Raw genomic sequence first — 20,767 nt, forward strand, 5'->3', positions numbered from 1 at the left:
CAACATAAATCACAAGATAAAATAACCCCGCGTGATCGACCTCATACTTTTTGCTTATAGCCGCGTTCTGCGGCTTTTTTTTGGGAGTTGTGTTGTTTTTGTCATTCCAAATGCGGTTATTGTGTGGTTTTATTGTGGTTATCACATCAAAACGGGACATCAGCATGATGGAAGAACAAACGGGTTGGGACATTGTCGTGATTGGCGGCGGTGTGGTCGGGTGTGCGGTATTCCGCAAATTCTGCCTGATGGGCGCCCGTACGCTGCTGTTGGAAAAGGGGGGCGATATCCTGTCCGGCGCCAGCAAAGCCAACAGCGCGCTGCTGCATACCGGCTTCGATGCGCCCAGCGGCAGCCTGGAGCTGCGTTGCATGCAGGCCGGCTACCGGGAATTTATCGCCATCCACGAACGCATGAATCTGCCGCTGCTGCCCACCGGCGCGCTGGTCGTGGCCTGGGACGAGCAGCAGTTGGAGGCGCTGCCCGCGATCGTGCAGCAGGCGCATGACAACGGCGTGCCGGACGTGGCGCAGATCGACGCCGCCGAGCTGTATCGCCGTGAGCCGCAGCTGGCGCCCGGCGCATTGGCGGCGGTAGAGGTGCCGGGCGAGAGCGTGATCGATCCCTGGAGCACGCCGCTGGCTTACCTGACGCAGGGTGTCAAACACGGCGGCGACTATCGCTTCAATACCGAGGTGACCGGCGCCGAACGCTTGCCGACCGGCTGGCGGCTAACCAGCAACCGGGGCGAGTTTCACGGCAAAATCGTCATCAACTGCGCCGGCAATCAGGGCGACCGGGTAGAAAGTTTCTGCCATCAGCCCGAGTTTGAAATCCGCCCGCGCAAAGGGCAGTTCCTGGTGTTCGACAAGGCCGCCGCCGGGCAGGTCAACGCCATCATCTTGCCGGTACCGACGGCGATCACCAAAGGGGTGCTGCTGTCGAAAACCATCTTTGGCAATCTGTTGCTGGGGCCGACCGCCGAAGAACAGCAGGATCGCGAGACGGCGACGGTGGACGAAACCAAAATGCGCGAGCTGATCGAACAGGGGACACGGCTGCTGCCCACGCTGGCAAATTACAGCGTGACCGCCAGCTATGCCGGATTGCGCCCGGCGACAGAGCAGAAACACTATCGCATTCAGCACTATCCCGAGCGGCAGTGGATCTGCGTGGCGGGCATTCGTTCCACCGGCCTGACGGCGGCGCTCGGCATCGCGCAATATGTGGAGCAGCTTTACCGCGACCATTTTACGCCGTGCTTCACGCCGACGGCGCCACAGACCGTGCATTGGCCGCAGATGCCGATGCTTGCCGACTACGCGCTGCGCGATTACGCGCGCCCGGACAACGGCGGCATCGTTTGCCATTGCGAACTGGTGACCCAGCGGGAAATCGAGGCGGCGTTCGATTCCGCCGTGCCGCCGGAGTGCATCGGCGGGCTGCGGCGGCGCACGCGCGTGATGATGGGGCGCTGCAACGGTTTTTATTGCAGCAGCCGGGTGGCGGAAATGGTGGGCGATCGTTTTGGCCAGACGCTGGCCGTAGGGAGCATTGATGAAAACTGAGTATCAGGTGGCGATTGTCGGCGCCGGGCCGGCCGGGATCGCCGCGGCGACCGCGCTGCGGCAGGCGGGGATCGAGGATGTGGTGCTCCTGGAACGGGAGCAGCAAGCGGGCGGCGTGCCGAGACACTGCCGGCACCCCACCTTCGGGCTGCAAACGTTTTACCGGCCGATGCTCGGCTCCACCTATGTCGATAAGATACTGGCGCGCGCCGGGCAGGTGGAGATCCGCACCGGCGTGACGGTGCTCGCCATCAAGCCGGACGGCGAGCTGACCATCACGGATCGCCACGGCGTCAGCACCTTGAAAGCGCAGCGGGTGATCCTGGCGACCGGCGTGCGCGAGACGCCGCGCCATCCGCGCCTGGTGAGCGGCCTGCGGCCGCAGGGCGTGCTGACCGCCGGCGCGCTGCAGCAGTTCGTCTATCTGCGCGGGCTGCAGCCGGGCAAGGCGCCGGTGGTGGTCGGCACCGAGCTGGTCAGTTTCTCCGCGCTGTGGACGCTGCGCAACGCCGGCGTGCGCGCCGTCGCCATGATTGAAAGCGGCGGCAGACCCGTCGCCTGGCGGCTGAGCGCGCTCTATGCGCGCCTGATGGGGGTGCCGATTCATTATTATTCGCGGGTGACCGATATTGCCGGCCGCGATCGGGTCGAATCCATCGAGGTGGAGAACCGCCGCGGGGAGAAACGGCGCATCGCCTGCGACAGCCTGATCTTCACCGGCCGCTTCACCGGGGAGTATACGCTGATCCGCCAGAGCCACCTGGCGCAGCGGCCGGACAGCGGCTGCCCGCTGACCGATCAGTTCGGCCGCTGTTCCGACGCCGCCTATTTCGCCGTCGGCAACATGCTGCATCCGGCGGACATGGGCGACCAGTGTTATCAGGAAGGGTTGCGCGTTGGCGAAGCCGTTGCCCGTTCGCTGCGGCGCACGCTGCCGCCGGCGCGGCAAATGCTTCCGGTGCGGCACGACGAGCGGATCCGCCTGACCGCGCCTGCCAACGTGGCGCTGATCGGCAAACCCAGCACGGTCACGATCAATATGCGGGTAGAGCGGGCGGTGTCCGGTTCGGTGGTGGTGCGGCTGGGCGAGGAAGTGCTGTATCGCAAAACGCATCGCTGCCTGCCGGAACGGCGGATCCTGCTGCGCAATATCGCTTTGCCGGCCGACGGCGAGCGTGACGCGCTGCACATCAGCATCGAATCCGCCGGGTGAACGACGGCTACGGCTTGCGTCTAACGCCCTGAAACCCGTAGTATTCGGTCAGTTGACGCCGCGAGTCCGGCGGAGGCAGTCACTCTTACTTAAGGCAGCGAGTGTAATGTGAATGGATATCTCTAATTCCGTGGATAGGCGCAATGAAATACTGGCGCTGATCCAGGCCAACGGCCGGGTTTACGTGAATGAGCTGGCGGATAAATTCCAGGTTTCGCAGGAAACCATTCGGCGCGATCTGAACAAGCTGGAAGATTATCGCCTGATCAAGAAGATCCACGGCGGCGCGGTCAGCAGCCAGTTCAAATTCGAGCATGAATTCAATGAACGGGCCAAAATCGCCGAGGCCGAGAAGCGCGCCATCGCGGAGAAAGCGGTGACGCTGATCCAGCCGGGCGATACGGTGTTCGTGGATTTCGGCTCCACCACGCTGGAGTTCGCCCGGCAGCTGGCGACCGTCGATCAGCTGACGGTCATCACCAATTCGCCGCTGATCGCCAACGTCTGTCTGGAAAATGACTCCATCGACGTGGTGCTGATCGGCGGGCAGTTCATCGGCTCCAAAATGGAGTGCCTGGGGGCGATCGCGCTGAATAACATCGAGGCGTTTTTCGCCGATTACGCCATCATCGGCGCCGGCGCGGTCAATGTGCAGACCGGGGTGATGGATCAAAACGTCAATGAGGCGGCCATCGCGCGCAAAATGATTGCGCAGAGCCGCAAATGCATCGTGCTGGCGGATGAAAACAAGCTGCGCGGGCATGCGATGACCCTGGTGGCCAAATGGCCCGAGATCGATTATCTGGTGACCTCCGACAGCGGCAACGCGCTGGAGGGGCTGGTTTTCCCGGCCAACGTCAATGTGTTGGTCGCACAGGTATAAAGGGTTATGAGCAGCCTTTCTCCGGGCCGAGCAACCCGGAGAAGGCCTTCAAACCGCTTTCCTCTAGGCGATCTTGACCTCACGCACCTCTTTGGATCTCAGCGTCACGCGAACTGGCACCGATTTGTACGAAGGCGTGCCGCTCTCCTCATCGATGTAATGCAATGGCACCAGCACGTTGGCCTCCGGATAGTAGGCGCCGACCGAACCGGCCGAGATGTTGTAGGCGATCACCGTGATGCCCTCCAGGCGCTGAGTGCAGCCGGGCAGCGCCGTTTCCAGGTCGACCACGTCGCCATGCTCCAGCCCCAAGCGTTGCAGATCGCTGTCATTCATGAACAAAACGTCGCGCCGGCCGAAAACCCCGCGGTAGCGATCATCCAGGGCATAGATGGTGGTGTTGTACTGATCGTGGCTGCGCAGCGTAATCAGCCGCAGCGTGTCTTTCTCTGCGATGGCCGCGTCTTCATGCAGCCCGCTGAACACGGAAAACATCGCTTTGCCCGTCGCCGTCGGCCACTGGCGTTCGGTCGGCGGCAATGGCATGCGGAAACCGCCGGGTTGACGAATGCGCGCGTTGTAATCGTCGAAGCCCGGAATGGTTTTTTCGATCAGATCGCGGATCACATCGTAATCTTCGATCAGCTCATCCCAGGGCACCTTGCTGGCGGGCATCACCGCTTTGGCCATGCCGGCCACGATGGCGGGTTCCGAACGCAGCAGTTCCGACGCCGGTTTGAGTTTGCCGGACGAGGCATGCACCATCGACATCGAATCCTCCACCGTCACCGATTGCCGCCCGCCGGCCTGCATGTCCAGCTCGGTGCGCCCCAGGCAGGGCAGAATGAGGGTTTGTTTCGCCACCAACAGATGGCTGCGGTTGAGTTTGGTGCCGATATGCACGCTTAATTCCAGCGCTTTCATCGCCGGGAAGCTCTGCTCGGGATCCGGCAGCGCCACGGCGAAGTTGCCGCCCAGGCAGATCAACGCTTTCGAGGCGCCGTCGATCATCGCCTGCATGCACTTCACGGCATCATGCCCGTGGGCTTTGGGCGGCGTGAAGCCAAACACCGCTTCCAGCTTCGCCAAAAAATCGGCCGAGGGCTTTTCGGTGATGCCGACGGTGCGGTTGCCCTGCACGTTGGAGTGGCCGCGCAGCGGGCAGATGCCGGCGCCCGGTTTGCCGATATTGCCGCGCAGCAGCAGCAGATCGGCGATCAGGCGCACGTTGGCGGTGCCTTTATTGTGCTGCGTAATGCCCATGCCGTAGGTCACGATGGTGGCGTTGGATTTTGCGTAGGCGGCGGCGACCTGTTCCAGATCCTGGCGCGTCAGGCCGCTCTCCGCCTCGATGGCCTCCCAACGGGTGGCCGCCAGATCGGCGGCGAAAGCCGCAAATCCTTCCGTGTGCTCGGCAATAAAGGCGTGATCCACGGCATTGCCTTGTGTTTCATTCAGCTGCAGCAGCGCTTTGGCAATGCCTTTCAGCGCCGCGGCGTCGCCGCCGGCTTTGACCTGATAGTAGGTTGAAGCGATAGGGGTCGAACTGTAGGTCGCCATTTCAATGACGTTTTGCGGATCGGTGAAACGCTCGAGCGCCCGTTCGCGCAGCGGGTTGAACACGATGATCGGCACCTTTTTGCGCGCCAGCTCATGCAGCGTGCCCATCATGCGCGGGTGATTGGTGCCCGGATTGTGCCCGATGGAGATAATCAGCTCCGCGCTGTCAAAGTCGTCCAGCGAGACGGTGCCTTTGCCGATGCCGATGGACTGCGGCAGGCCAACGCTGGTCGGCTCATGACACATATTGGAACAATCGGGGAAGTTGTTGCTGCCGAATTCCCGCGCAAACAGCTGGAACAGGTAGGCCGCCTCATTGGACGCCCGGCCGGAGGTATAAAACTCCACCTGCTCCGGCGGCAGCGTCTGCAACACGGCGGCGATGCGTTGAAACGCCTCGTCCCAGGCCAGCGGGCGCAGGGTGTCCGTTCCGGCGTCATAGATCAGGGGCGTGGTCAGGCGGCCATAATCCTCCAGCTCATAATCGGTTTTCTGCAGCAGCGACGTCACGGTGTTTTGCGCCAGGAATTCGGGCGTCACGCGTTTGCTGGTTGCTTCCCAGGTCACGGCTTTGGCGCCGTTTTCGCAAAACTGGAAGGTGGAGCGATGTTCTTTATCCGGCCATGCGCATCCCGGGCAATCAAACCCGTCGGGTTGATTGGTGCGCATCAGCGTCACCGGCGCTTCCAAGGTATCCATCTGCGTGCGCACGGCGATGGCCGTCGCTTTCAGCGCGCCCCAACCGCCGGCGGGCCCATCGTAAGGATGAATTCCAGGTACTGCTCGTCTTTTCGCCATGGTTGCTTGCCTCCGACATCGCTTACGATAATTACAGGTGATTGATTTATCATGAATATTATCTTTATCGTCCAAAACGGAACCCAGGCGCCGTCGCCGTTAAACGCGGGCCTGTCGATTCAGTATAGATGAGTGAAAAAGGAGGCAGCGGCAGTCTGTTCGGGGAGAGCGGCGGCCCGTCTAACCGGAGGCGGGCCGCCGGGGCGTTACTTGTTCACCACCAGGCCGACGCCGCGGCCACGCGGATCGGACGCGGTTTCCGGCGTGCGGCCATCGATGCGGATGGCCTGAATATCCCCCATGTTCCAGCCTTGGTCTTCGAGGGTGTAGCCCATGGCTTTCAGCTCGTCCGCCGGTTTGCCGGTCAGCGGCGCAAAGCTGTCATAGTACAGGGTGTCCTTCGGCAACAGCTGATGGTGCACACGCTGGGCGGCCACCGCCTGCGCCAGCGGCAGATGATAATCGTAGAGGTTGTTGATCACCTGGAAGATCGAGGTGAAGATGCGCGATCCGCCCGGCGTGCCGATCACCAGGCTGACCTCGCCGTCGCGGGTGATGATGGTCGGGCTCATCGAGGAGAGCATGCGTTTGCCCGGCTCGATGGCGTTGGCGTCGCTGCCCACCACGCCGAAGGCATTGGCGACGCCGGGTTTGGCGCTGAAGTCGTCCATCTCGTCGTTGAGCAGGAAGCCGGCGCCTTTGACCACCACGCCGCTGCCGAAGTCCCAGTTGAGCGTATAGGTGTTGCTGACCGCGTTGCCGGCGGCATCGACGATCGAGAAGTGGGTGGTTTGGTGGGTTTCCAGCCCCGGCCGCACCTGTTCGGTCGGCGAGATCGCCGTCGGGTTGATCTCGGCGGCGCGTTTCTTCAGGTAGTCGGGGGCGATCAGCTGCGCTTCCGGCACGTGAGTGAAATCCGGGTCGCCGAGGTAGTCGGCGCGATCGGCGAACACGCGTTTTTCGATTTCCGCCAGCAGGTGGATATAGCGCGCCGAGTTCAGCGGCACCCCCTTGAAATCGGCGGCGCGATCCTCTTTTATCCCCAGCAGCTGCGCCAGCGCAATGCCGCCGGAGCTGGGCAGCGGGGCGGTATAGACGGTGTTGCCGCGCCAGCTGATGCGCATCGGTTCACGCCATTTCACCCGATAGTCGGCCAAATCCGCCGCGCCGATCAGCCCATTGTCGCGCTGCATTTGCGCCACCAGCAGGCGCGCGGTTTCGCCGTGATAAAAATCGTCGGCGCCCGACTTGGCGATGCGCTCGAGCGTGGCCGCCAGCTCCGGCTGTTTGAACACCGCGCCGGGCTTCATGGCGCCGAAATAGTCGCCGAAGTTGGTTTTCCCGGCGAACAGTTTGTTGGCGTCTTCACGGTACTGATACTGCTGATCCGCCACGGTGAAACCTTGCCGGGCGTAGCCGATCGCCGGCGTCAGCAGTTCGGCCCACGGCAGCTTGCCGAAGCGTTTATGCGCTTCCCACAACCCCAGCACGGTGCCCGGCACGCCGGCGGCGCGGCTGCCCACCAGGCTAAGATTTTCGATCACTTCGCCTTTCTCGTTCAGATACATAGTTTTGCCGGCGGCCTTGGGCGCCACTTCTCGGTAGTCGAGGAAATAGGGTTTGCCGTCGACGTACAGCGTCATAAAGCCGCCGCCGCCGATATTGCCGGCTTCAGGGTAGGTGACCGCCAGGGTAAAGGCGGTGGCGACCGCTGCGTCGACCGCATTGCCGCCGGCCTGCAGAATGTGCGCGGCGACGTTAGCGCCATACCGATCCGGGGCGGCGACCGCACCGGCGGTGAGATCGGCGGCAAAGGCGGCGGGAAGGGGGCAGGCCAGGGCCACGCTCAGAGCTATCGTTTTCAATAAACCGGCAGACATAGACGATCCTTTTAGCGATGTTCAGTTATCAGGTGAATTCAACTAATTATTTTGAAACAGCAGGTTAGCGCGTTTTCTTCGGGCTGTTGCGGCGCTTTATTGAAGGTAGCAGCGGTCAGGCGGGGCCGCCTGACCAGAGTGGCGAATCGTGACGTGGCGCGTTATGCGCCGGCGGGCAGCGCCGACTGCAGCCATTGGCAGAAGTGGCGGGCGAGCGGGTTGTGTTCGCTGTCGCGGTGCAGCAGCCACGCCCAGTTGGCGCCGCGCACGCGTTGCTCGGTTAACGGTTGCAGCAGCCCGGCGTCGTGCGCGTGCTGCGCCAGCAGTTGGCTGACCAACGCGATGCCGAGGCCGTTGCAGGCGGCGTCCAGCAGCAGACCGGAATCGGAGAAGTTCAGCCCGCTGTCGCGCTGGCCGACGTGCGCGCCGCCCGCCACCGTCCAGTGGCTCCAGTCCATCTCCCGTTCGCCGTGCAGGGTCACGCGCTGCTCCGCCGCCAACGCCAGCAGGCTGGGGTGGCAGGCGGGATAAAGCCGGTCGCTGCAGAGCAGGTTAAAGGTGCAGTCCGCCTGTGCGCTGAGATCGTCGCGGATCGCCAGATCGATACTGTCCGTCGCCATATTCGGCGGTTCAAAGCTGGTGAACAGCCACAGGTCGACCTGCGGATGCTGCCGATTGAAGTCGCCCAGCCGCGGCGTCAGCCAGTGGCGGGCGAAAGCCGGGGTGGTGTTGACGATCAGCTGGTTGGGTTTGCGGTACTGATCCAAACGGCGAATGCCGACCGCCAGCTGTTGCAGCATCACCTGCGCGGTGCTGAACAGATCGTGGCCGGCGTCGGTCAGCGCCACGCTGCGGCCGGTGCGAAAGAACAGCGGCTGCTCCAGAAACGCTTCGAGGCTGCGGATCTGCTGGCTGATGGCCGACTGGGTAAGGTGCAGCTCTTCGGCAGCCTGATGAAAACTGCCCAGGCGCGCTGCCGCTTCGAAACCGCGCAGCGCGCTCAAAGGGGGCCAGTGTTTTAACATTATCGATAAGCCTGTCTAATCAGATATCCGCTAAATATATCGTTTGTCGCGGTGCCAGGGGAAGACTAGCATGAGATTCAACCGCATAAACGTGAATTATTCATTTAACTTTTTGAATTATAAATAATTAAAAGAGGTCTTCAATGTCAACTCGTCGCGTGTTTATTAAACAGCTTTCCGCCGTTGCCGGGGTCGGTTTGACGGCCTCGTTAGGCATTCCGTTACGCAGTCACGCAGAAGCTGCGCTTAATCCGGCCTGGCGGATGCCCGACGAAGGGGAACCGCAGCAGCGGGCGTTTCTCGCCTTCGGCGCGCAGCGGGCCATCTGGGGCGAATTCACGGCGGATGTGCAGGCGGCGCAGGGGCGTATCGCCCGCGCCATCGCCGAGTTTCAGCCGGTGACGGTATTTTGCCGCGGCAATGAACGGCAATTGGCCGAGGCCACCTGCGGCAGTCACAACGTCAGCTATGTCGTCACCGAGCTGGATGACATCTGGGTGCGCGACTTCGGCGCCAATTTCGTCGTCAACGGCGCCGGCGAACTCGGGGCGGTGGATTTCAACTTCAACGGCTGGGGCAATAAACAGCGGCATGCCAGGGATGCGCGCCTGGCGGCGTTTGCCGCCAACCGCTACGGTGCCGCCCAACTGCGCCGCAGCGCACTGACAGGCGAAGGCGGCGGTATCGAAGTGGACGGGCACGGCACCGGCATCATGACCGAGAGCAGTTGGGTGAATGCGAACCGCAATCCGGGCTGGAGCCGGGAACGGGTGGAGCAGGAGCTGAAAGCGATGCTCGGCCTGCGCAAAATAATCTGGCTGCCGGGCATCAAAGGCCGGGACATCACCGACGCCCACGTCGATTTTTACGCCCGCTTCGTGCGGCCGGGCGTGGTGGTGGCCAACCTGGACACCGATCCGGCCTCTTATGACCATGCGGTTACCCAGCAACATCTGGCGATCCTCAAGGCGGCGACCGACGCCGACGGCCGCCGGCTGCAGGTGCATACGCTTTCGCCGCCGCTGGCGCCGCGCGACAGCCGATTCAGCCGCAACAACCCGGATTTTGCGGCGGGCTACATCAACTATTTCGTCATCAACGGCGCGGTGATCGCCCCGGAGTTTGGCGATCCGCAGGCGGATCGGGCGGCGCTTGCGCTGCTGACGGCGCTCTATCCGCAGCGCAAGGTGGTGCAGTTGGAGATCGACGCCATCGCGGCCGGCGGCGGCGGCATTCACTGCGTGACCAGCCAACTGCCAAGGCACGGTCGGTAATACCGCGCAATGTTCAAAAAATGCGCACCGGGTTGTTTGTCACGATCGGCTGTGGTTGGCTTAGCGCTGACACAAGGAGAAAATCATGACCGATTCACCCTCGACCATTCCCACCTGGTATCGCGATCCGCGCGCGGAAGAGGCCATGGCCGATGGCCATGCGCCCATCTGGCGCCATCTTATCGGCCTGGTACCGGAAAACGAACTGTCCGGCGTGAAGGTGCTGGATTTCGGCTGCAATCAGGGCGGTTTTCTGCGCCTGCTGTACCAGCTCCGCCCATTTCAGCAGGGGCTTGGCGTTGATATCGCTCGCCGGTCCGTCGATGAAGCCAACCGGCTGAAAGGGCATCTGCCGGTGGTTTATCAAACCGATACGCGGCTGAACGGCTGGGACGACCATTTCGATATCGCCTTCAGTCATGAAGTCATCTATCTGATCGACGATATTGCCCAGCATGCTGCCGATATACTGCGGGTGCTGAAGCCGGGCGGCGTTTACTATGCGGTGACCGGTTGCCACACCGGCAACCCGCTGTGGCCGCAGTGGCGTGAACGGGTGGCTGCAGAAACCCATACCGTGGTGCAGGATCGGTCGCTGGCCGACTATGCGCGCATTTTCTCCGCCGCGGGGTTCCAGGTCTCTGCCCGCAGGCTGGGCTTTTCCGGCTTCGTGCCCTATGAACCGGACGGGTGGATGCCGGATATCGCGGCGGCAATCGACTACTATTGGCACACCAAAACGGTGTTCAGGCTGGTTAAACCCTAAAAATCCTACGTGGCGCAGCCCCCGGCTGAAGTGGAACGCTTTATTGCATTGGCTAAAAACCGCTGCGCCAGTTTGCTGAAACCACGCTGAGCGATATTGCTCCACCGTTTCCCGCTTCGACAAGATTTTACCGAATCCTTACGCAACCCTTTCAGAAGCGAATGTCGGCATTCGATATATTGAGAATAGTCATTCTCAATGGGATCGTATTGCAATGCAGAGGAAAACGCTTTTGGTGCTCGGGCTGTCGCTGTTGTTGGCCGCCTGCGATGGGCAAAACGCCGGTGCGCCAGCCGGCGCGGGCGCAGAACGGGAGGTCGGCGTGGTCACGCTGCGCGGCCAGTCAGTGACCCTGAGCAGCGAGTTGACCGGCCGGGTCAACGCCACCATGACATCCGACGTGCGGCCGCAGGTCGACGGCATCATCAAGCAGCGGCTGTTTACCGAAGGGGCCGAGGTCAAGGCCGGGCAGGTATTGTATCAAATTGACCCTGCCAGCTATCAGGCCAGCTACGATCAGGCCGCGGCCCAGCTGAAAAACGCCCAGGCCACGGTGCAATCCACCCGGCTCAAATCGCAGCGCTATGCGGCGCTGGTGAAAGAGAACGGCGTTTCTCAGCAGGATGCGGACGATGCCAAAGCCGCCTATCTGGCGGCCGTGGCGTCGGTGGCCCAATATCAGGCGGCGCTGGAGACGGCGCGCATCAACCTCGCTTATACCCAGGTGCGGGCGCCGATCGCCGGGCGTATCGGCATCTCGTCGGTGACGCCGGGCGCGCTGGTCACCGCCAGCCAAAGCGATGCGTTAGCCACCATCCGCGCGCTCGACCCGATCTATGTCGATCTGACCCAGTCCAGCGCCCAACTGCTTAAACTGCGGCGCCAGCAGGCGGCGTTACAGCGCGGCGCAATCACGCCGGTCGCCATCAAGCTGGAGGACGGTACGCCTTATGCCCATGCCGGCAAGCTCGAGCTGACCGAAGTCGCGGTGGACGAAGCCACCGGTTCGGTCACGCTGCGCGCGGTGTTCCCCAACCCCGAACATGAATTGTTGCCCGGTATGTATGTCCACGCCACGGTGGATAACGGCGTCGATCCCAAAGCCATTCTGGCGCCGCAGCAGGGCATAACCCGCAATGCCAAAGGGGAAGCCACCGCGTTGGTGGTGGACGAACAGAACAAAGTGGCGCAGCGCACCGTCAGCGCCGAACGGGTGGTGGGCAGCAATTGGCTGATCGGCAGCGGGCTGAACGAAGGCGATCGCCTGATCGTCGAAGGCACCAGCAAGGTCACGATCGGCGCCGCGGTGAAGCCGGTTGAGGTTTCGGTCGACAAAACCCAACGCGGGGAGCAGTGATATGGCGCAGTTCTTTATCCGGCGGCCGGTATTCGCCTGGGTGATCGCCATCATCATCATGCTGTGCGGCCTGATGTCGATCAATTCGTTGCCCGTTTCGCAGTATCCGGACGTCTCGCCGCCGCAGATCTCCATCTCCGCCACCTACCCGGGCGCGGACGCGGAAACGCTGGAAAACAGCGTCACCCAGGTGATTGAGCAGCAGCTCACCGGCCTGGACGGCCTGCTGTATTTTTCTTCGACCAGCAGCTCCAGCGGCTCGGTCAGCATCAACGTCACCTTTGATCAGGGCACCGATCCGGATATCGCTCAGGTGCAGGTGCAAAACAAGGTGCAGCAGGCGGAAAGCCGTTTGCCGAGCGCGGTTACCGCGCAGGGCGTGACGGTCAAGAAATCCCAGAGCAGCTTCTTGCTGATCGTCGGGCTGTATGACGAAAGCGACAAGGCGACGATGGCCGATATCTCCGACTATCTGGTCAGCAACCTGCAGGATCCGCTGTCGCGCATCGAGGGCGTGGGGGACGTGCAGGTGTTCGGCTCGGAATACGCGATGCGCATCTGGCTGGATCCGACCAAGCTGGCGAGCTATGCGCTGATGCCTTCCGACGTGCAGACGGCGATCGAAGCGCAAAACACCCAGGTGTCCGCCGGCAAGATCGGCGATCTGCCGGCCGCCGCCGATCAGCAGCTGACCGCCACGGTAAAGGCGCAGTCGCGGCTGCAAACGCCGGAACAGTTTCGCAATATCATCCTGAAAAGCGACAGCAGCGGCGCGCTGGTGCGGCTGGGCGACGTGGCGCGGATTGAGCTGGGCAACGAGGACTACTCCGCCAGCGCGCACCTCAACGGCCACCCGGCGGCGGGGATCGCGGTCAAGCTGGCGGCGGGCGCCAACGCCCTCAACACCGCCAAGCTGGTGAAGGCCAAGGTGGCGGAATACCAAAGCGCGATGCCGCAGGGCTACAAGGTGGCCTACCCGAAAGACAGCACCGACTTTATCAACATCTCGATCGAGGAGGTGGTGAAAACGCTGTTCGAAGCGGTGGCGTTAGTGGTGGTGGTGATGTTCGTGTTCCTGCAAAACCTGCGCACCACGCTGATCCCGACCATCACCGTGCCGGTGGTGTTGCTGGGCACCTTCGGCGTGCTGGCGGCGTTCGGCTATTCAATCAATACCCTGACGCTGTTCGGCATGGTGTTGGCGATCGGGCTGTTGGTGGACGACGCCATCGTGGTGGTGGAAAACGTCGAGCGCGTGATGCGCGAGGATAAGCTGCCGCCGCGCGAGGCGACGGAGAAATCGATGCGTGAAATCACCGGCGCATTGGTCGGCATCGCGCTGGCGCTGTCGGCGGTGTTTCTGCCGATGGCGTTCTTCGGCGGCTCCACCGGGGTGATCTATCGCCAGTTTTCGATCACCGTCGTCTCCTCGATGGTGCTGTCGGTGGTGCTGGCGTTGACGCTGGCGCCGGCATTGTGCGCCACGCTGCTGAAGCCGGCGCACGACGCGCAGACCGACAAGGGCTGGCTGGGCAAATTCAACCGCGGCTATGAGCGGATGCAGGAGAAGTACGCCGACAAGGTCGGCGGGGTGATCCATCGGCCGACGCGCTATCTGCTGCTGTACGGCCTGCTGTTGATCGCCGCCGCCGTGATGTACCTGCGCTTGCCGACCGGCTTTCTGCCCAACGAGGATCAGGGCACGGTGATGGTGCAGTACACCTTGCCGGCCGGCGCCACCAACGCGCGCACCTCGGCGGTGAGCGAGGCGGTGACCGCCTATTTCCTCGACCAGGAAAAGGCCAACGTCAGCACCATTTTTACCATTAACGGTTTCGGTTTCAGCGGCAGCGGACAAAACGCCGGCATGGCGTTCGTCAGCCTCAAAGACTGGAGCCAGCGCAGCGGCAGCGCGAACACCGCCGACGCCATCGCCAAACGCGCCATGGCGCACTTCGCCACGCTGCGCGACGCCCAGGTCTTCTCCATGAGCCCGCCAGCGATCGACGGTTTCGGCCAGTCCGACGGCTTCACCTTCGAGCTGCAGGCCAAAGGGGCGACCACCCGCGCCGAGCTGCAGGCGATGCGCGACCAGATCGTTGCCGCGGCCGCCAGCAATCCATCGCTGCTGGCGGTGCGCGCCAACACCTTGCCGGATACCCCGCAGCTGCAGGTGGAGATCGACAACGGCAAACTGCAGGCGCTCGGCCTGAGCGCCGCCGACGTCAACAGCACCCTCAGCAGCGCGTTCGGCAGCACCTACATCAACGACTTTATCGATCGCAACCGGGTGAAAAAAGTCTATATGCAGGGCGATGTGCAGTACCGCGCCAAGCCGGAAGATCTTGACCGCTGGTTTGTGCGCGGCACCAACGCGTCGGGCGCCAGCAGCATGACGCCGTTCTCCGCCTTCGCGTCTTCGCACTGGATCTACGGGCCGGAAAACCTGTCGCGCTATAACGGGCTGTCGTCGTTCGAGATCACCGGGCAGGGCGCCACCGGCGTCAGCTCCGGTACGGCGATGAGCGAGATGGAGAAGCTGGCGGCAACATTCTCCGCCGGCAGCAGCTATTCCTGGAGCGGGCTGTCCTATCAGGAGCGGCTGACCAGCGGCCAGGCGTCGTCGCTGTACGCCATTTCGCTGATCGTGGTGTTCCTGTGCCTGGCGGCGCTGTATGAGAGCTGGTCGATTCCGTTCGCGGTGATGTTGGTGGTGCCGATGGGCGTGGTGGGCTCGCTGCTGGCGATCACCCTGCGTGGGCTGGAAAACGACATCTACTTCCAGGTGGCGCTGCTCACCATCATCGGCCTGTCGGCGAAGAACGCCATTTTGATCGTCGAGTTCGCCGAGGAGATGCACCAGCGGGGTGAAACGCTGATTGGCGCGGCGGTCCACGCGGCGCGCATGCGCCTGCGACCGATCCTGATGACCTCGCTGGCATTCACCGCCGGGGTGCTGCCGCTGGCGGTATCCAGCGGCGCCGGCGCCAACAGCCGCATCGCCATCGGCACCGGCATCATCGGCGGCACCATCACCGCCACCGCCTTGGCGATCTTTTTCGTCCCGCTGTTTTATGTGTTGGTGCGCCGCATGTTTGCCCGTCGGCCCGCCAACCCGCCGTCACAGGCAGGAGAATAACGTGTTGCAACGAGTCATGATGTTAACTTTACCGCTGCTGCTGACCGGCTGTCTGTCGCTGGATCCGCACTACCAGCGCCCGGCGGCGCCGGTGCCCGCCAACCTGCCGCAGGGCGAGGCCGGCGGCAACCGGACGCTGAGCTACCCGGACGTCGCCTGGCGCGACTATGTCCAGGACGCCCGGCTGCGCCAGGTGGTGGCGCTGGGGCTGAACAGCAGCCGCGATCTGCGCGAGGCGATCGCCAATATCGCGTCGGCGCGCGCCCTGTACGGCGAGCAGCGCTCGGCGCTGTTCCCGACAATCAACGCCACCGCCGACGGCAGCCGCGGGCGGGCGCTGACCGGCAGCGGCAACGCCACCGCGCTGAGCCAAAGCTACGAAGCCGCGGCCGGCGTCAGCGCATTCGAGTTGGATCTGTTCGGCAAAAACGCCAGCCTGTCGCGCGCGGCGTTCGAAACCTATCTGGCGAACTCGGAGGCGGCGAAAAGCACCCGCCTGACGCTGATCGCCGATATCGTCACCGACTGGGTGGCGGTGGCGGCCGAGCGCAGCAATCTGGCGGTGGCCCAGCAGACGATGGCGAGCGCCAAACGGTCGCTGGACGTCACGCGCAACAATCAACAGCATGGGATTGCGTCGCTGGTTGACGTGGCGTCGGCGGAAACCGTCTATCAGCAGGCGCGATCGGACGCCGCCAGCTACGCTACCAGCGCCGCGCAGGCGAAAAACGCGCTGGATTTGGCGGTGGGGCAAAGCGTGCCGGAAAGCCTGCTGCCGAGCGGCATCGAGGCGCTCGGCGGGATCATGCGCGATCTGCCGGCCGGCGTCTCTTCGCAAGTGTTGCTGAAGCGGCCGGACGTGCTGCAGGCCGAGCATAACCTGAAATCCGCCAACGCCAATATCGGCTCGGCGCGGGCGGCGTTCTTCCCGTCGATCAGCCTGACCGCCAGCGGCGGGGTGGGCAGCGGTGAACTCTCCTCGTTGTTCAGCCACGGAGCCGGCGTCTGGTCGTTTGCACCGAGCATCAGCCTGCCGATCTTCAGCGGCGGCTATAACACGGCTCAGTTGAACTACACCCAAGCGCAGAAAGACCTGTATGTTGCCACCTATGAGAAAGCGGTGCAGACGGCATTTCAGGAAACCGCCGACGCGCTGGCGCGCAAGGCCACGCTGCAGGAACAGCTGGCGGCGCAGACCGGCTATGTGGCGGCGGCGCAGCAATATTATCGCCTGGCCGAGCTGCGTTACCGCCAGGGCGTTGACAGCTACCTGACGCTGCTGGACGCGCAGCGCACGCTGTACACGGCGCAGCAGGCGCTGATCGCCGCGCAGCAGACCGCGTATGACAATCAGGCCACCCTGTATAAAGTGTTGGGCGGCGGCGTTGCCGCCGAGCGGCAGGGGGACGGCGTCATCGCCGACAAGACGACGCTCAGCCGCTAACCGTCAACCGCGCGCGCCGGGAGTGTGGCTGCGCGCGGTTTTTTTATGGAAAGTGTAAAGAAACGGAAAACCCGGCCGGCGGCCAGAACTCGCCGGGGCAGGCAGAGTCAGACAGAGAACCGCATTCCTCTTTTATTCATACCGGCTCGAGGTCGTCATGGCAGAAGACATTCAGCAACAGGTCATCGCGCTTATCGCCGCCTTCAACGCATCAGGGCGGCTGAAGAAGGGCGTGGTCATCACCCCGGAAACCGAGATCAACACCGCGCTCAACCTGTCGTTCAGCGATTCCAATACGCTGATGCGCCGCTACTTCGATACCTTCGGCGTCGACAGCGGCAACTATAACCACGAGCTGTATTTCCAGCCGCCGACCAACACCGGCCGCTGGTTTTCCCCCTCCGCCTGCAAAGAACACCCCCGGCCGCTGTGCGTGTCGATGCTGGTGCGTTCCGCGCGCGCCAAACGCTGGTTGTACGATATCCACTTTCTTATCGAACAGCTGCGCCAGGCCTGACGCGCCGCTTAATCCGGCTCGGCCGGAGGAAAACCGGCTTCGTCCAGCGCGGCGCCGAAGGCAGCGCTGTGCAACGCACTCTCGATGAGCACTTCCCGCCTGGCCGGATCGGTTTGAATACGCGCCTGCGGGTCAACGTTCAACAACGCCCGGGTGACGGAACTGGCGCAGCCGCCGCAGGTCATGGCTGGAATATGAAAACGAATCATTTTTACTCTCCTCGTCGATTACGGTGTTTGATAACGGTAAAGCTTGCCAGCGTGACAGGGTCAAACTCTTTTTATGACGATTCACGCGGTCGTCGTGGTTTCGGCTCGCGCATCACCCCGAAATGCGGCGTTTGGCGCGGCGCGATGAGCGCCACCGGTTGCGCTAAACCCGCCAGAATAGGGCAGTCGGGGCGCGTATTGCCATGGCAATGGCCGGCAAGGCGTTCCAGCGTTTGCGCCATCGTCTGCAGTTGCGCAATCTTGGCTTTCAGCACGGCGATATGGGATAGCGCTACGGCTTTAACATCGGCGCTGGCGCGTTCGCGGTCGTGCCACAGCATCAGCAACGCAGATATCTGCTCAACGGAAAAACCCAGGTCGCGTGAGCGCCGGATAAAACGCAGGCCATGCACGTCCGACATGCCGTAGTGGCGGTATCCCGCATCGGAGCGAGCCGCTCTCGGGATCAGGCCTATTTGCTCGTAATAGCGAATCATCTTCGCCGAAACGCCGGATAACCGGGCTGCTTGTCCGATGTTCATCCTGTCCTCCTGTTACGATGATGCCGATATTCCGCCGGGTGGCGTGGTTGCCGCCGCCGCTTCAGCGCGGCTCTCGACGGCCATCGGCGCCTGGAAACGTTTGAGCCGCAGTGCATTGCCAAGGACGAAAACGCTGGAAAGCGCCATCGCGGCTGCGGCGAAAATAGGCGAAAGCAGCGTGCCGTTCAGGGGATAAAGCGCGCCGGCTGCCACTGGGATCAGGACGGCGTTATAGGCGAAGGCCCAAAACAGGTTCTGCTTGATGTTGCGGATCGTCGCCTGGCTGAGCGCAATGGCGTTGGCTACGCCGCGCAGGTCGCCCGACATCAGCACCACATCGGCCGCTTCTATCGCCACATCGGTGCCCGTACCGATAGCCAGCCCAACGTCCGCCTCCGCCAGTGCCGGCGCATCGTTGATGCCGTCGCCGACGAAGGCGACTTTCACGCCGCTGTTGCGGAAGGATTTCAACGCCGCCACCTTGCCTTCGGGAAGCACTTCGGCCGCGACTTCGTCAATCCCCAATTGCCGGGCGATCGCCGCCGCCGTCGCGGCATTGTCGCCGGTGATCATCGCAACCTTGAGCCCAAGCGCATGCAGCGCAGCGATAGCTTCCGGCGTTGTTTCCTTAATCGGATCGGCAACCGCGATCACCGCAGCCAAACGGCCATCAATGGCGGCATAAAGCGGGCTTTTCCCCTGGTCGCCGAGGCGCTCGGCGACGGGCTGAAAACGTGTCACATCAAGCCCGAGCCTGGTCATGAAGCGATCTGCGCCAACGGAGATCCGGCGTTGGCCGATGCGCGCCGTTACGCCGAAACCGGGTGTGGCGTCGAAACTGTCGACAGCGGCGAGCGTAAGATTCTGCTCTCTTGCCGCCGCGACGATAGCTTCGGCGATGGGGTGTTCGGACCGTGTCTCGACCGCAGCGACCAAGGCCAGTACTTCGTGGTATTCGAAACCGTCAGCGGGCACCAGATCGGTCAACTCGGGGCGGCCTTTGGTCAGCGTGCCGGTTTTGTCGAGGGCGATAACGCCTACATCGCGCAGGGCCTGCAACGCTTCGCCCTTGCGAAACAGCACGCCCAGCTCGGCGGCGCGCCCGGTGCCGACCATGATAGAGGTTGGCGTCGCCAGGCCCATGGCGCAAGGGCAGGCAATAATCAACACGGCGACCGCATTCACCAGCGCGAAGGTCAGCGCGGGCGACGGCCCGAAGAACAGCCAAACCAGAAAGGTCAGTACCGCCGCCGCCATGACGGCCGGAACAAACCACATCGTCACCTTATCGACCAACGCCTGAATCGGCAGTTTGGAACCCTGCGCTTCCTCCACCAATCGAATGATTTGCGCCAGGACGGTATTCGCGCCGACTTTTGTCGCCCGAAAACTGAACGCGCCGGTTTTGTTGATGGTTCCGCCGACCACATCGGCCCCCACGGTTTTCTCGACCGGCACCGGTTCACCGGTGATCATGCTTTCATCGACATAAGACGCGCCTTCCAGAACTTCGCCATCCACCGCGATTTTCTCCCCCGGCCGGACGAAGACCACATCACCGGCAACCACCTGTTCGAGAGGGATTTCAACCGTTTCGCCATGCCGTTCAACGCGTGCGACCTTGGGTTGAAGGCCGACGAGCCGTTTGATGGCCTGTGAGGTGCGCCCCTTGGCGCGCGCCTCCAGCACGCGTCCGAGCAGGATCAGCGTGACGATCACGGCGGCGGCTTCGAAATAGACGTTGGCGGTGCCCTGCGGTAACACCCCGGGGGCGAAAGTGGCGACCAGCGAATAACCGTAGGCCGCCGCCGTGCCGACCGCAACCAGCGAGTTCATGTCGGGGGCGCCGCGCAGCAGCGCAGGAACGCCTTTGCGGAAGAAGCGCAGGCCGGGGCCAAATAAGACCAAGGTGGTGAGGACAAACTGGATATACCAGCTTGTCTGCACGCCCAACCCCTCCATGACCCACTCATGTATGGCGGGAATGAGGTGCGACCCCATTTCCAACAGGAATACCGGCAGGGTGAACAGGGCGGCGCCGAACAGGGCGCGCCGCAACGCGCGTGACTCATTTTCGCGCCGTTCTGCGGCCTGGTCGTCCGCGCTGGGGCTATCCGCCGTCAGGCGGCGAGGCGTATAACCGGCGCGGGTGACGGCGGCGGCGAGGTCTTCCAGGGATACGGTGCCGGCCAGGTAGCGCACCCGCGCGCGTTCGGTCGCCAGATTGACATTGGCTTCGGTAACGCCGGCGACCTGGCTCAACGCTTTCTCCACCCGCCCGACACAGGAGGCGCAGGTCATATTTTCGATCGCCAGCTCAGTGGTTTCTTCTCGCACGGTATAGCCGGCGCCTTCGATGGCGCGGGCTGCCGCCTGCGGATTCGCCTGGCCGGTAAACGTGATGTCGGCGCGTTCGGTGGCGAGATTGACCGTTGCCGCCTGCACGCCGGGAACCGCCGTCAAGGCCCGCTCGACGCGACCGACGCAGGAGGCGCAGGTCATGCCTTCAACCGGCAGACTCAGACGCACGGACGAAGGCTGGGGGAAGTTGGCATTGGATGAATTCATGTTATGTGCCCTTAAAGGAGTGGC

15 protein-coding genes are annotated in these 20,767 nt (G+C 62.9%); 9 read left to right on the forward strand and 6 right to left on the reverse strand.

What is annotated here, in order from left to right:
• The first annotated feature begins 164 nt into the window (after positions 1–164).
• The 3 genes from ACF8MC_RS03510 (at position 165) to ACF8MC_RS03520 (ending at position 3,664) form a co-directional block, all read left to right on the forward strand.
• Positions 165–1,568 (forward strand): NAD(P)/FAD-dependent oxidoreductase, encoded by a 1,404-nt coding sequence (locus tag ACF8MC_RS03510; RefSeq protein ID WP_164104965.1) that lies wholly within the window; start codon positions 165–167, stop codon positions 1,566–1,568.
• Entirely contained in the window at positions 1,558–2,781 is a 1,224-nt protein-coding gene (locus ACF8MC_RS03515) for an FAD-dependent oxidoreductase (protein WP_039566062.1), read from the forward strand. Before ACF8MC_RS03510 ends, ACF8MC_RS03515 begins: the two co-directional genes overlap by 11 nt.
• A gap of 112 nt (positions 2,782–2,893) precedes the next feature.
• The gene (locus tag ACF8MC_RS03520) at positions 2,894–3,664 is read left to right on the forward strand and encodes a DeoR/GlpR family DNA-binding transcription regulator (protein ID WP_039566063.1); all 771 of its coding nucleotides are present in this window, start codon (positions 2,894–2,896) and stop codon (positions 3,662–3,664) included.
• A 63-nt stretch (positions 3,665–3,727) separates the two neighbouring features.
• Here the strand turns inward: ACF8MC_RS03520 and ACF8MC_RS03525 are convergent, their stop codons facing one another.
• The 3 genes from ACF8MC_RS03525 to ACF8MC_RS03535 form a co-directional block, all read right to left on the reverse strand.
• Positions 3,728–6,022, reverse strand: coding sequence for an FdhF/YdeP family oxidoreductase (locus tag ACF8MC_RS03525; RefSeq protein WP_164104964.1), 2,295 nt, complete (start codon positions 6,020–6,022; stop codon positions 3,728–3,730).
• A 206-nt stretch (positions 6,023–6,228) separates the two neighbouring features.
• A complete protein-coding gene (gene ggt, locus ACF8MC_RS03530; RefSeq protein ID WP_049196918.1) occupies positions 6,229–7,902 on the reverse strand; it encodes a gamma-glutamyltransferase in 1,674 nt (557 codons plus the stop codon).
• A 161-nt stretch (positions 7,903–8,063) separates the two neighbouring features.
• Positions 8,064–8,927 (reverse strand): LysR substrate-binding domain-containing protein, encoded by an 864-nt coding sequence (locus ACF8MC_RS03535; protein ID WP_060706555.1) that lies wholly within the window; start codon positions 8,925–8,927, stop codon positions 8,064–8,066.
• A 143-nt stretch (positions 8,928–9,070) separates the two neighbouring features.
• Between ACF8MC_RS03535 and ACF8MC_RS03540 the strand changes: the two genes are divergently transcribed.
• The 6 genes from ACF8MC_RS03540 (at position 9,071) to ACF8MC_RS03565 (ending at position 17,424) form a co-directional block, all read left to right on the forward strand.
• Positions 9,071–10,201: an agmatine/peptidylarginine deiminase gene (locus tag ACF8MC_RS03540; protein WP_041035167.1), complete on the forward strand. Its 1,131-nt coding sequence runs from the start codon at positions 9,071–9,073 to the stop codon at positions 10,199–10,201.
• Between the two features lie 85 nt (positions 10,202–10,286).
• A complete protein-coding gene (locus ACF8MC_RS03545) occupies positions 10,287–10,967 on the forward strand; it encodes a bifunctional 2-polyprenyl-6-hydroxyphenol methylase/3-demethylubiquinol 3-O-methyltransferase UbiG (protein ID WP_033653125.1) in 681 nt (226 codons plus the stop codon).
• 214 nt (positions 10,968–11,181) lie between these two features.
• Positions 11,182–12,324 (forward strand): efflux RND transporter periplasmic adaptor subunit, encoded by a 1,143-nt coding sequence (locus ACF8MC_RS03550; RefSeq protein ID WP_164104963.1) that lies wholly within the window; start codon positions 11,182–11,184, stop codon positions 12,322–12,324.
• 1 nt (position 12,325) lies between these two features.
• Entirely contained in the window at positions 12,326–15,463 is a 3,138-nt protein-coding gene (locus ACF8MC_RS03555) for an efflux RND transporter permease subunit (RefSeq protein WP_164104962.1), read from the forward strand.
• A 1-nt stretch (position 15,464) separates the two neighbouring features.
• Complete coding sequence (locus tag ACF8MC_RS03560; RefSeq protein ID WP_164104961.1) at positions 15,465–16,907, forward strand: efflux transporter outer membrane subunit; 1,443 nt, start codon at positions 15,465–15,467, stop codon at positions 16,905–16,907.
• Positions 16,908–17,064: 157 nt separating this feature from the next.
• Positions 17,065–17,424 carry a DUF1493 family protein gene (locus ACF8MC_RS03565; RefSeq protein ID WP_047567415.1) on the forward strand — a complete coding sequence of 120 codons (360 nt, stop codon included), beginning with the start codon at positions 17,065–17,067 and terminating at the stop codon, positions 17,422–17,424.
• Positions 17,425–17,432: 8 nt separating this feature from the next.
• Here the strand turns inward: ACF8MC_RS03565 and ACF8MC_RS03570 are convergent, their stop codons facing one another.
• The 3 genes from ACF8MC_RS03570 to ACF8MC_RS03580 form a co-directional block, all read right to left on the reverse strand.
• Positions 17,433–17,630, reverse strand: coding sequence for a heavy-metal-associated domain-containing protein (locus ACF8MC_RS03570; RefSeq protein WP_197838936.1), 198 nt, complete (start codon positions 17,628–17,630; stop codon positions 17,433–17,435).
• 74 nt (positions 17,631–17,704) lie between these two features.
• Complete coding sequence (cueR, locus tag ACF8MC_RS03575; protein WP_033653133.1) at positions 17,705–18,175, reverse strand: Cu(I)-responsive transcriptional regulator; 471 nt, start codon at positions 18,173–18,175, stop codon at positions 17,705–17,707.
• A gap of 12 nt (positions 18,176–18,187) precedes the next feature.
• Positions 18,188–20,743: a heavy metal translocating P-type ATPase gene (locus ACF8MC_RS03580; protein WP_164104960.1), complete on the reverse strand. Its 2,556-nt coding sequence runs from the start codon at positions 20,741–20,743 to the stop codon at positions 18,188–18,190.
• Between the last annotated feature and the right edge of the window lie 24 nt (positions 20,744–20,767).

Source organism: Serratia sp. LACPHL-BACT-2024-00286 (genome assembly GCF_043109535.1).
Taxonomy (GTDB): Bacteria; Pseudomonadota; Gammaproteobacteria; order Enterobacterales; family Enterobacteriaceae; genus Serratia; species Serratia sarumanii.